The organism is Agromyces marinus (assembly GCF_021442325.1).
GTDB lineage: Bacteria > Actinomycetota > Actinomycetes > Actinomycetales > Microbacteriaceae > Agromyces > Agromyces marinus.
Window position 1 is genome coordinate 1638516 of record NZ_CP087879.1, and the last position, 12614, is coordinate 1651129.

General features: G+C 66.4%; 9 protein-coding genes. 3 read left to right on the forward strand and 6 right to left on the reverse strand.

Going from position 1 to position 12614, the window contains the following annotated elements; all coding sequences use genetic code 11:
• Positions 1-21: 21 nt before the first annotated feature.
• The 3 genes from DSM26151_RS07690 to DSM26151_RS07700 all read right to left on the reverse strand — a co-directional run bounded on the left by DSM26151_RS07690 (position 22) and on the right by DSM26151_RS07700 (position 6395).
• Positions 22-3045, reverse strand: coding sequence for a LamG domain-containing protein (locus DSM26151_RS07690; protein WP_234659001.1), 3024 nt, complete (start codon positions 3043-3045; stop codon positions 22-24).
• Positions 3046-4120: 1075 nt separating this feature from the next.
• Positions 4121-4432 carry a hypothetical protein gene (locus DSM26151_RS07695; RefSeq protein WP_234659002.1) on the reverse strand — a complete coding sequence of 104 codons (312 nt, stop codon included), beginning with the start codon at positions 4430-4432 and terminating at the stop codon, positions 4121-4123.
• Between the two features lie 715 nt (positions 4433-5147).
• Entirely contained in the window at positions 5148-6395 is a 1248-nt protein-coding gene (locus tag DSM26151_RS07700; protein ID WP_234659003.1) for an IS256 family transposase, read from the reverse strand.
• 85 nt (positions 6396-6480) lie between these two features.
• Here DSM26151_RS07700 and istA point away from each other — a divergent pair, with 85 nt between their 5' ends.
• Together istA and istB are read left to right on the forward strand one after the other, a co-directional pair.
• Positions 6481-7695 (forward strand): IS21 family transposase, encoded by a 1215-nt coding sequence (gene istA, locus DSM26151_RS07705; RefSeq protein ID WP_326491042.1) that lies wholly within the window; start codon positions 6481-6483, stop codon positions 7693-7695.
• Complete coding sequence (gene istB / locus DSM26151_RS07710) at positions 7695-8480, forward strand: IS21-like element helper ATPase IstB (RefSeq protein ID WP_234659004.1); 786 nt, start codon at positions 7695-7697, stop codon at positions 8478-8480. Before istA ends, istB begins: the two co-directional genes overlap by 1 nt.
• A 249-nt stretch (positions 8481-8729) precedes the next feature.
• Here istB and DSM26151_RS07715 read toward each other — a convergent pair whose 3' ends face one another.
• The 3 genes from DSM26151_RS07715 to DSM26151_RS07725 all read right to left on the reverse strand — a co-directional run bounded on the left by DSM26151_RS07715 (position 8730) and on the right by DSM26151_RS07725 (position 11030).
• Positions 8730-9200: a polymorphic toxin-type HINT domain-containing protein gene (locus DSM26151_RS07715; protein ID WP_234659005.1), complete on the reverse strand. Its 471-nt coding sequence runs from the start codon at positions 9198-9200 to the stop codon at positions 8730-8732.
• 67 nt (positions 9201-9267) lie between these two features.
• Positions 9268-9756, reverse strand: a complete 489-nt coding sequence (locus DSM26151_RS07720) for a hypothetical protein (RefSeq protein WP_234659006.1) — start codon at positions 9754-9756, stop codon at positions 9268-9270.
• Positions 9753-11030 (reverse strand): polymorphic toxin-type HINT domain-containing protein, encoded by a 1278-nt coding sequence (locus tag DSM26151_RS07725; protein WP_234659007.1) that lies wholly within the window; start codon positions 11028-11030, stop codon positions 9753-9755. The genes DSM26151_RS07720 and DSM26151_RS07725 overlap by 4 nt, the downstream gene beginning before the upstream one ends.
• A gap of 101 nt (positions 11031-11131) precedes the next feature.
• Between DSM26151_RS07725 and DSM26151_RS07730 the strand changes: the two genes are divergently transcribed.
• Entirely contained in the window at positions 11132-12373 is a 1242-nt protein-coding gene (locus DSM26151_RS07730) for an IS256 family transposase (protein WP_234661835.1), read from the forward strand.
• Positions 12374-12614: the final 241 nt, after the last annotated feature.

Genomic DNA, 12614 nt, shown 5'->3' on the forward strand with positions numbered 1-12614 from the left:
CCGACCGGCGCTGGCCCGGCATCACTGCTCACTCACCGTCGGGTCGACCGCGTTGAACGCCGCCGCACCCTGCCCGAAGTCCTCAGCCTCCGCGCCCTGGCACAACCTGCGCACCTTCGACGCATCGACGATCTGACCAGAGAACAGGCGCACATTATCGACCTGCCCCGGCCACCAATCAGTCCCGGCACCCGCGGACTGGCCGCGACCAACGGCGAACCCGCCCGGCGCCTGCCACGCCGACCCACCCCGCGTCACCGCGGCACCCGGGAACGGTTCACCAGTCGCCATCCGGTCCGGTGTACCGACCTCGCACACCCACAACCGCAGAGTCTTCGCCGTCGCGTCGTGCTCACCGACCAGGTGCACCCACTCCCCGGCCCGCACCGCGACGCCGGACGTCGCATAACGCACCGTCGAACTGCTGGTCGTGTCCGGCATCCCGAACGCCCAACACTCCGCCCCGTTGCCGTCGCAGTCAGCCCGGTACCCCAGACCGAACCCGGACTGGGCTAGACCGTCCTGCGACAACGCCGTGTAGTCGCCCTGCCCGGCCTTCGTCTCATCGAGCAGGACATGCGCGGACACCGTGAACGACTCCCGGGTATCCAGCACCGGGCCCTCGCTGAGCGCGGCATCCCCGGCCCCGTCGAACGCGAGCGCCCAGTCATCCTCCCGCGACCCGAACAGCTGGTGGGGGCCCTCCACCCAGCCGGGGTCACCAGCAAGCGTCAACGAACCGGCCCCCTTCGGACCCGTATCCGCCGCGGACTGCCCCGCCCCTTCGTCGAGCTTCCAGATCACATCCTCCACTGGGGACGCAACCTTGATCCGGTACTCACGCTGCGGCGAACTGTTGCCCGCGGAATCCTTGCTCTTGGCATACAAGGTGACCGCGTTCGATGTTGATGGGTCGAACGACACCTCATAGGTCGCGCCCTTGGCCACGGAGACCGTCGTCATCGTTGCGGGATCGCCGAACGAGTAGCTGTACTGCACCACATCCGACGACCCGGCCGGGCCCAGGATGAACCTCCCCATCAACCCGACACCGCCGGCCAGGACATCCTGCGGGTAGACCGCCTCTATGCCCGTCCCCGACGTCCCCGACGTGACCGGCGTCACCGTCGGCGCCGCAGGAATGCTCGTGTCCACCGTGAACTCGCACGACGAACCCCAACCCGACCAGTACTGCCCGTCGGTGGAGGTCACACGCCAGAAATACGACTTCCCGTTGGACAGCTTCCCCGATGCCACCCGTGCGTAGGCTCGGGTTCCCGAGGTCTGCCCGGCCATGGTGGTGCTGTTCCACACCTCGGTCTCGGTGGTGCCCGACTTCGTATACACCTGGAAATGCGGTTGCACGCTGCCACCATCAGGATCACTCACGATCGCGGACAACCGCGGCGTGACCGTGTTGACCAACGCCTTGGACGACCCGGTCCCGCAGGTCGTGATCGCCGGGTCCGCATACTGCATCGAGGACGGCTTGTTCGGCGGCCGGTTGTACACGATCGTCAACGTCGCGTCATGCCGGAACCGCTTCCACCCGGCCATCGTCGACTCATCCCGCGCCTTCAACGCCAACACCAGGCTCGACCAGTCGTTGTCCGCCACACTCCGCGCCGCCTTCAGCGCATCGAACGTGCGGAACCCGCGATTCAGACACGTCGCGTTGTGGGCCTCGGTCCTCGAGCTGATCAGGTTCGAACTGCCCATCCCCCACGTCGACCACGTCGTCGACGCCGAGATCCCGCCCACCATATGCAGGTCCGTCGTCGTGGCCGTGCACGAGTACGAATGCACCCCGTTGACGTTGAACCCCGCACTGATCACGTTCGAGCCCACCAACGGCGTGATCGCCGACAGCCCGGTGAACTCCCAGATCAACCGCTGCGTGAACTGGGTGTTGCACGAGGACACCGAGCTGCAGTACCCGTCGCCCTCGCCCTGCATCGTGGAGGAGATATCGCCCCACTTGTACAACGTGCCCGTGTACCCGCCCGTACGGACTGCGACCCACTCCGACGCACCCTTGCCCGAGATCGACGGGTCGACATACACCGGCCACACCGTGTCCGGACTGGTCAGCATCGCCTGATCCGGGGTGATCACGATCCGCGACCCCACCACGGTCGTGTCCATCATCCGGATCCGGTCACCATCCACCGGCGCGGCGACCCGATTCCCGGCACTGACCTCGGTCACCGTGTCCGGCAACACCGTCGAACCACCCGCCGAATCCCACATCACCGGCGGCGCCGCCACGAAATGCACCTCGTCGGCGTCATCCAGCACCAGCACGCTGCCCTGCTCCTCAGGAACCAACCGCAACCCGTCGGACACCTCGGTCGAGAACACCAGATCACCCGGACCGCCCGGGAACCCGTCCGGGCGGGCCCCGTCGACCAACGCCTGGAACCGGGCCGCAGCCGCCGGATCGGCAAGCTCGACCACCGGCAGAAATCCCGTGCCATCCACGTTCACCGACACCACCAGGCGGACCCCGTCGGCCAACCGGTAGCTCACCTGCGTGCCATCGACCTCCGGGACCGGCAGCTCGGTCGGGAACCACACATCGATCCGCTTCCCATCACGCTCGATCGAGCCCAACGGGGCACCCTGACCGGCCGTGCCGCCGGCATTCAACTCGATCGGATACACCGGCGCCGCAACCTGCAGCGTGCCCTCCCCCGGCGTCCCCACGATCGAGGTATCCACATCCGACCACTCGCCGGACGCGTTCGTCCGCGACGGCATGCTCGAGATCTCCAGCCGCGTATTGCCATCCGGCAACGCCCACGACGTCTCCCACGGGGTTCGCACCCCGGTCACCTCGACCTCGACATCACACGCGCGCGCCTTCGCGCCGGCGCCATCGAAGGACGCCTCCTCCAGCTCCGTGCAATCGAACTGCTCCGCAGCCGACTCACCCGAACCCGTCAACCCCGGCACGACGAGGGCGATCGTCGCAACCAAGGCGATCACCACGACGGCCGCCACCGGAACGAGAACGCGCCACCGCGCGACCAGCCACGAACCCACCAGCACCCTCCGAACGCACCACAATGTGCGCCTGCGCGACGCAGACGCGGAACCACGCGCAGCGTCATGAACACGACCAAAAAGGGCGGCCGCGGAATGTTCGGGTCGATGACACGTGACTGTCGAGACAGAAGCTATCGGTCAGCCGCTGCCCAGTGCCTGCCCCCCAAACAGGGCACATGAATAACTCGGCTAGAGAGCCGCCGACGGCAAGAACCTCAACCTGAGCAGGCCATTTCGCGCGGCCAACGACCACTCCGACGGCGCGAAAACGCTGGCCTCGCGCGTAACGAACTGATCACGACGCGCAGACCGCAACATGAGCCACTGCCATCCGCTCGACCCTCGGCAAGGATGGCGAGCGTCCCGCCGACCGGCGGCCTCCCCCCACGAGAGCACGTCTCAGAGCGAAGCGGGTCAACCCCGGATGACGCCCGGACGCCTCGCGCCGATCAACTGACGGACGCCCCACGAGACCGGGACACCACCACTTCCTCCGCCGCCGCCGGAAGGCCTGCGTGGCCGCCACCCTCACGCCGGCCGCGAGTGCGACCTGGATGTGGATGGCTGCGGCATCCCGCCGCCGGACGTCGAAAAGAGCCCCAAAAGAGCCACAGGAAAGCGCTCACCAAACACAAGAGCCCTGAGAATCATCGATTCATCAGGGGTTTTGTGGATCTGAGGGGACTCGAACCCCTGACCCCCTGACGGTGTGCACCGTGGCGGGCGCGCACGTGTTTGGTTGTGGATCCCAGCAAGTATAAGGAAGAGCGGGGCGAGCGGTCGGGGTGGTGGTGGCCGATGGATGCCGTCGTTCGCGGTTGCTTGGGGACGAAAAGAGCCGCAAAAAGGCCGCACCGCCGGGCGACCGCTGGACCGACAAACCAGTAGGAACGAAACCCCGGCCGAATCAGTAGGCGGCCGAGCCGGATGCGGAGGCGGGCGGCGCTGCCGACGCAGGTACAGCCGCCGCTCCGATGAAGGCCGCGACGGCCCAGCGACGGCCACGTGCAGGACGAGGCGAATCCGCCAGCCGACAGTGGCGGCCATCGACGATCGCCCGACAGCGGCATCCTCAGGCACCGGTAGGTCCGCCTGGTTCGGTGATTTCGCCGACGCCGATGCAGAGGGGCCCGCGCACCACCAAGAACTGTGTTCCCGACCTGACGTAGTCCCCGAGGGGTTGAGGGAGCAGCGCCTCGACCTCGCAGAGCTCGGGCCGAGCGGCCTCATGGGGACTGATCCGCGCTGTGGCCGTACCGGAGGCGCTGAAGAGCTCATGGCGAGCAACGTCGGCAAACACGATCGACGCTTTGAGGATCGGGAACGTGTCCCAATCCGGCGGCGAGAGCTGCCCGACGGAAATCCACTCGATCTGGGCCGTCATGCGCCTTTGCGTCAATGCGTTCATCGCACCACCGAGATCCCGTTCATCGCCTGGTTAAGGCGTCCAAGTTGGGCGGAGTCCAAGATCCAGGCGGGTCCGATGCCGTCCCAGCGAGACTCGAACATCGCGCCGTCGAGTGCGGAGGTCGGTACCCCAAAAGAGCCGCAGGAAAGCGTTCCCCAACGCAAAAACCCCTGAGAATCATCGATTCATCAGGGGTTTTGTGGATCTGAGGGGACTCGAACCCCTGACCCCCTGACGGGATGCACCCTGGCGGGCGCGCACGTGTTTGGTTGTGGATGCCAGTAGGTATAAGGAAGAGCGGGGCGAGCGGTCGGTGTGGTGGTGGCCGATGGATGCCGTCGTTCGTGGATGCCTGGGGACGAAAAGAGCCGCAAAAAGGCCGCACGGCAGGTCGACCGCGCCGCCGTCCCCGCGACGCTCAACGGGCTTCGACGACCCTTGAACCTGGGGTATACACGTCGATCGCTTTCACCGACCGGCTTGTCGACGAGGGCTGTCGACGACGCGTGAATACTGACCCTGTGGCGACGGGTGAATGTTGACCCCTCCGAACATCCTTGGAGGGTGATTTCAGTGGAAGATTGGGCGGAGATCCGCCGACTGCATAGGGCCGAGAAGATGCCGATCAAGGCGATCAGCCGGGGTCAAGTCCCTGGTAGTGGTGTAGCGCGGTCTCCTTCGATGTGGATGGTTAGGCGCTGAGTTCGAGGACGGTGTCGGGGTTCACCTCGCTTCCGGTGTCGGGGACGAGGGTGAGGCGGCTTCTGGCGAGGATGTCCAAGCCGAGGTAGCGGCGGCCTTCGGCCCATTCGTCGGTCTGCTCGGCGAGGACGGCTCCGACGAGGCGGATGATCGCGTCGCGGTTCGGGAAGATTCCGACGCTGTCGGTGCGGCGGCGGATCTCACGGTTGAGCCGCTCGTTGGGATTGTTTGACCAGATCTGCGCCCAGAGCCCTTCGGGGAACCCGGTGAAGGCGAGGATGTCGGCGCGTGCGGCATCGAGGTGCTCGAACGCGTCGGGGAGCTTGCCGTCGACGTAGTCCAGGAGCCGATCGAACTGGGCGTGCACGGCATCGGCGTCGGGTTGGTCGTAGACCGAGTGCAGCATCGCCTTGACCGCCGGCCACATGCTCTTCGGGGTCGCGGACATCAGGTTCGCGGCGTAGTGGGTGCGACACCTCTGCCAGGTCGCGCCGGGCAGGTTCGCCGCGATCGCTTCGACCAGGCCGGCGTGCGCGTCGGAGGTGACCAGTCGCACGCCCGTCAGGCCGCGCGCGACGAGGTCGGCGAAGAAGCTGTTCCACGCCGCACCGGTCTCACTGGTCGCGACGCGGAGCCCGAGGACCTCACGCCGCCCATCGGCGTTCACGCCGGTCGCGACCATGACGACGGCGTTGATCACCCGGCCGCCTTCACGGACCTTCATCGTCAGCGCGTCCGCGGCGACGAACGTGAACGGGCCCGCCTGATCGAGCGGGCGGTGCCGGAACTGCTCGACATGCTCGTCGAGCTCCGCCGCCATCCGGGACACCTGCGACTTGGACAGCGAGTGGATCCCGAGGGTCTTGACGAGCTTGTCCATCCGGCGGGTGCTGACGCCGGCGAGGTAGCAATCCGCGACGACGGTGATCATCGCCGACTCGGCCCGCTTGCGCCGCTCGAGCAACCACTCCGGGAAGTACGTGCCCGCCCGAAGCTTCGGGATCTGCACGTCGATCGTGCCGACCCGGGTGTCCAGGTCGCGGTGCCGGTACCCGTTGCGCTGCGTCGTGCGGGTGGGGCTGGGTTTGCCCCACTCAGCGCCGACCACGGCATCCGCGTCGGCGGACAGGAGCGCGTTGATCATCGTCTGCAGCAGTTGCCGCATCAGATCCGGTGAGGCATCGGCCAGGGCTTCACCGAGCAGGCCGGCAGGGTCGAGAATGTGAGGTGCGGTCATCGTGTTGATTCCGTTCGAGTGGGTTGTAGGAGATTCCTCGAAGGATCACACGGTGACCGCGCTCACGTCAGTAGCGACGAGCCCGATCACCGCGCTACACCACTATGCGGGACTCAACTTCAGCCGGCATCTCGGTGTGGCGCGGAATACGGTGCGGGCGGCGTTGGCGTCGGACGGCCCGCCGGTGTATCGACGGGCGCCTCGTGGTTCGCTGGTCGACGCGGTCGAGCCGGAGGTTCGGAAGCTGCTGCGGCTGGACGCGAGGATGCCGGCGACGGTGATCGCGGAACGGATTGGGTGGGAGCACTCGATCACGATCCTGAAGGACCGGCTCAGGATGATTCGGCCCGAGTACGTCGGGGTGGATCCGGCGGACCGGATCGTGCACGAGCCGGGGCAGGCGGCGCAGATGGACTTGTGGTTCCCGGAGCCGCGGATCCCGGTCGGGTTCGGGCAGGCGGCGATGCTGCCGGTGCTGGTGATGACGTTGACGTTCTCGAGGTTCCTGTCCGCGGTGATGCTTCCGTCGCGTCAGGCGGGCGACTTGCTGGCGGGCATGTGGCAGCTGATCTCGCAGGTCGGGGCGGTGTCCAAGACGCTGGTCTGGGACCGTGAGTCCGCGATCGGTGGGAAGGGGAAGGTGACCGCCGCGGCGGCCTCGTTCGCCGGGACCCTCGCGACCCGGGTGGTGTTGGCACCTCCTCGGGATCCGGAGTTCAAGGGGATGACCGAACGCAACAACGGCTACCTTGAGACCTCGTTCCTGCCCGGCCGGTCCTTCACCTCCCCGGCGGACTTCAACGCGCAGCTTCAGGGTTGGCTGCCGCGCGCGAACGTGCGGACGGTGCGCTCCCTCGGCGGCCGTCCGGTCGATGCGCTCGAGCGGGACGTCGCGGCGATGACCGGGTTGCCGCCGCATCCGCCGATGACGGGCCTGCACACCCGGGTCAGGCTCGGCCGGGACTACTACCTCCGCGTCGATGGGAACGACTACTCCGTCGACCCGAGAGTGATCGGCAGGCTCGTGGATGTCACCGCGACCCTGACCCAGGTGATCGTGGTCTGCGACGGCGCGACAGTCGCCGATCACGAACGGGCCTGGGCGACCGGTTCGGTCGTGACCGATCCCGGCCATGTGCAGATCGCGAAGGGGCTGCGGTCGCAGTTCGCGGCCACGAAACGCGACCGGGAACGCGCGGCGCTGGTATCGCCGGAGCGGCGGGTGATGTTCCGTGACACTGCTGATTACGACGTGCTGTTCGGAGTCGACTTCGACCCGAGCACCGGGGAGGTGCGCTGATGGGCGCCGCGACGGACACGGCCGCGACGATGGGGTACCTGGCCCGGGCGTTGAAGGCACCCACGATCGGGCGGGTCTGGGAACCACTGGCCGCCACAGCACGCGACGAGGGCTGGTCGCACGAGCAGTACCTCGCCGCGGTGTTGTCCCGCCAGGTCGCCGACCGGGAAGCCAACGGCACCAGCCTGCGGATCAGCGGAGCCCACTTCCCGGCCGTCAAGACACTCGAGGACTTCAACGTCGACCACCAGCCATCGCTACGCCGGGACGTGCTCGCGCACCTGGCGACCACGACCTGGATCCCCAAGGCCGAGAACGTGGTCCTGCTCGGCCCGCCCGGCGTCGGCAAGACCCACCTCGGCATCGCGCTCGGGATCAAGGCCTGCCACGCCGGCTACCCGGTCGCGTTCGACACCGCGACCGGATGGGCATCCCGGCTGCAGGCCGCGCACCGTGAGAACCGGCTCGAGCATGAACTGAAACGACTCCGCCGGTACCGACTGCTGATCATCGACGAGGTCGGCTACCTGCCCTTCGACGCGGACGCGGCGAACCTGTTCTTCCAACTCGTCGCGGCCCGCTACGAGCAGGGCTCGATCCTGGTCACCAGCAACATGCCCTTCGGCCGGTGGGGTGAGATCTTCAGCGATGACATCGTCGCGGCCGCGATGATCGACCGTCTCGTGCACCACGCCGAGGTCCTCACCCTCGCCGGCGACTCCTACCGCACCCGCTCACGACGCGAGCTCCTCAAGACCCCGCCCACCACAGGCGCGGACCAGTAACACCAACCCCGAGGGGTCAACTTTCAAACGACGAAAAGGGGTCAAAGTTCAGCCGACGTTGACAAGGGCATCGATCCGTCCATCGGGTCCGTCGGCGACGCGTACGACAACTCCCTCGCGGAGTCCCAGATCGGGCTGTACAAGTCCGAGCTGATCGATCACGAGGGCTCGTAGCGCGACGTCGACCGGGTCGATGCCGGCACCGCCGGGTGGGTGCAGTGATTCAACGCTGACCGCCCGCACCAGCAATCACTCTCCGGACACGCCGGGGGGATTCACTGCGCAGTTGTGGACAAGGACGGCGTCCGCCCCAATGGCGACGTAGTAGGTGTGGGTGTCGGCGACCGTGAGGTTGTGGACGGTTTGTTCGCGGTGGTCGTGCTGGACGGCGGTGACTTGGACGAGGATGCCGGCCGAGGTGGACAGCCAGTCACCGGGTAGGAGGTCGCCTGCGTCGACCCATTCGCCGACTTCGGGTACCCAGAACGGGTGTCCGTCGGTCGCGACGATCGTACCGGCGTCGTGCCCTTCGTGGTCGGCGATGGTGATCGTGGTGAGGTCCTCCTCGCCTTCCCCCGAGGCTCGTCGCGCGGGATGGCGGATGAGCCGCCGGACGGCGTGGAAGCTGTGCTCGCAGGCCGGGATCCTCTCGTGAGGCCAGGACGCACTCGGCGGGTTGACGCCGATCGAGTTCGAGACGAAGCTAACCGAGCCGCACACCCTCGCGGCCTAAACCCAACCTGTCACCGATCCGTTCCTCACGCCCCCGCAATGTCTCAATTAGCGACTATGAACCGATGATGCGGCAGACAGTCAACTCGTCATCGAATGTGCATTCGAACAGTGTCGCGTCTTCAACCGCAAGCACCTTGAATTCAGGAAAGGAATCCAAAATCTCGGCAAGATGCCCGATCGCTAGAGCCTTATCAATGCTCACGGTTGGAACGACCCGACTATCCCAGAAGATCACCAGGCGTCCAGACACGTTCGCATGGCTCGCAATGGCAGCCGTGAGAGATTCGCGATCGACCTGACCGCGCTCCAATATCAGAGCAGCATTCACTTCCTCCCAAACGATTTCCCCACGCGAACTTCGCGGGAACTTGCGCACGGTCGCGGACTCAATTTCATTGCTTTCCGCTTCGCTCAGGAGGGTGATTGCGTCGTTGGCGCTCCCCCAGCCAATGGGTCGGTCTGAACCAGCGGGATTCACTGTCGATCGAACCATGAACCGGGGCAGCAGGTCTGGGCGGCTGCCGTAAGACGCGCTGCTCAAGAGTTGCCCCCCAATATTCGAACGAAGTCAGCTTCGGATCCTTCCCATGGAACGGCCCACTTTTGCGCAGCGGCACCCTTCCCTACCTGCACATTAATGTGCGGGCCCTTCGCGGGATCGAAATCAAGCCGGAAGGATTTCCAGACACCATCGACCCTAGTCGTGAATCCAGTCACACGACCAAAAGTGGAGGTCGCCGACTCAAGGCTACCGACGTGTGGGTGGCGCGTTGCTGGGTTGATCTCACCGAGCAAGTCAAGAGCCGTATTCCTCGCAGCCTCGAAGGACTTGGACGGAACGAGCACGGCTTCCCCGCAGTTGTGGACGAGGACCGCATCCGCCCCAATGGCGACGTAGTAGGTGTGGGTGTCGGCGACGGTGAGGTTGTGGACGGTTTGTTCGCGGTGGTCGTGCTGGACGGCGGTGACTTGGACGAGCGTGCCGGCCGCGGTTTGCATCCAGTCACCTGATAGCAGGTCGCTTGCGTCGACCCATGCACCGGCCGCGGGCACCCAGAACGGGTGGCCGTCGGTCGCGACAAGGGAGCCCGTTTCGTGCCCATCGTGGTCGGCGATGGTGATCGTGGTGAGGTCCTTCTCCCCTTCGCCGGTGATCAGCGCGGTGACGGCTCGCGGCCCGGTTTCCCGGGTTTCGGGGTCGGTCGCGAGGACTTCGTCGCCGAGTTGCACGTCTTCGATCGGTTGCGTGGTGCCGTCCGCCATGAGCACGGCAGTGCCGGGTACGAAGCTGTTCACCACGCACGAGACCGCCTTTGCCGCTGCACGCGCTGCGGGGCTCGCGGCGGAGGCCGCGAGCCTTGACGCTGCCACACCCACGCCTGCACCGGCGAATCCGCCGACCGCGCCGAAGACGCCGCCCATGAGCGTGTCTGCACCGAGTGCACCCCAGCTGAATTGCTGAGTGCGGGTGACTTGGGTCTTCCACAGGTTCGTGATCGCACCGCCCACGGCGCCACCTGCGGCGCCGCCCGCGACGACGCAGCCAACGCTGCCGACACCACCGGTGGCTGCGAGACATCCGGCCGTCACGCCAATCCCGACGATCGTGCCGGCGACGAATCCCGCAATCTCGGCCTGGTTCTCATCGACCCACCGCATCGCACCAGACCACCAGTCCGTCACGGCCGGTTTCACGGTCTTCGGCGGTGACGCCTGAACGGTCCCGTTCGCCGTGGAAGTGAACGATTTGCCCTTCACATCGGCGTAATCGGTGGCGCCAAGCGCGAGGAGCCCGGACGGGTCGGACGACGTCACCGGGCTGTTCCCGGCATAGGCGTACGCGGGGACTGTCAGAGAAACGGTGGATCTGGGTTCTGGCCTGACCGAAAGGTGAGGCAGTGAGTCAGACAGTCGAGATGATCGATCCCGTGACGGGAGAGATCATCGATCAGCAGGAAATCGCGGAGCAGTTGCTCGCGCAGGCGAGGGAGCAGGGCGTGAGCCTGGTCGGCCCGGACGGGCTGTTGGCCGGGTTGACGAAGACAGTGCTGGAGACCGCGCTCGAGGCGGAGATGACCGAGCACCTCGGGTACGAGAAGCACGGATCCGGGTCTGGCGAGAACGCACGCAACGGCACGAGGTCGAAGACGGTGCTGACCGAGGTCGGCCCGGTCCAGATCGAAGTGCCCAGGGACCGGGACGGGTCGTTCACGCCGGCGATCGTGCGTAAGCGTCAGCGCCGGCTGGACGGGATCGATGAGATCGTGCTCTCGTTGACCGCACGCGGTCTGACGACGGGTGAGGTCGCCGCGCACTTCGCCGACGTGTACGGCGCGTCGGTGGCGAAGGACACGATCTCGAAGATCACGGACAAGGTGATCGAGGAGATGACGGAGTGGTCCAACCGGCCGCTGGATCGGTTCTACCCGGTGGTCTTCATCGATGCGCTGGTCGTGAAGGTCCGGGACGGGCAGGTGCGGAACAAGCCGTTCTACATCGCGATCGGCGTCAGTGTGAACGGGGAGCGTGACATCCTCGGGATCTGGGCCGGCGCTGACGGCGGCGGCGAGGGCGCGAAGTTCTGGCTCGGTGTGCTGACCGAGATCAAGAACCGGGGTGCCGAGGACGTCGGCATCGTGGTGTGCGACGGGCTGAAGGGCCTGCCGGAATCGATCACGACGTGCTGGACCGAAGCGACCGTGCAGACGTGCGTGATCCATCTGATCCGCAACACGTTCCGGTACGCGTCGCGGGCGCACTGGGAGGAGCTCGCCCGCGACCTGCGTCCGGTGTACACCGCGTCGACAGTGGACGCGGCGTGGGCGAGGTTCGAGGAGTTCGAGCAGAAGTGGGACCGGTACCCCGCGATCGGCAAGCTCTGGCGCAACGCGTGGACCGAGTTCATCCCGTTCCTGGACTGGGACCTCGAGATCCGCAAGGTGATCTGCACGACGAACGCGATCGAGTCGCTCAACGCCCGCTACCGGCGAGCCGTCCGAGCGCGCGGGCACTTCCCGAACGACGCCGCCGCGCTGAAGTGTCTCTACCTCGTCACCCGGTCGCTTGACCCGACGGGCAAGGGCAGGGCACGCTGGATCACCAGGTGGAAGCCCGCACTGAACGCCTTCGCGATCGCATTCGAAGGCCGAATCAACTAATGCGCCAGACCAGATCCACCGTTAATCTGACAGACCCGGACGCCTCGCGCCGATCAACTGACGGACGCCCCACGAGACCGGGACACCACCACTTCCTCCGCCGCCGCCGCCGGAAGGCCTGCGTGGCCGCCACCCTCACGCCGGCCGCGAGTGCGACCTGGATGTGGATGGCTGCGGCATCCCGCCGCCGGACGTCGAAAAGAGCCCCAAAAGAGCCACAGGAAAGCGCTCCCCAACACGA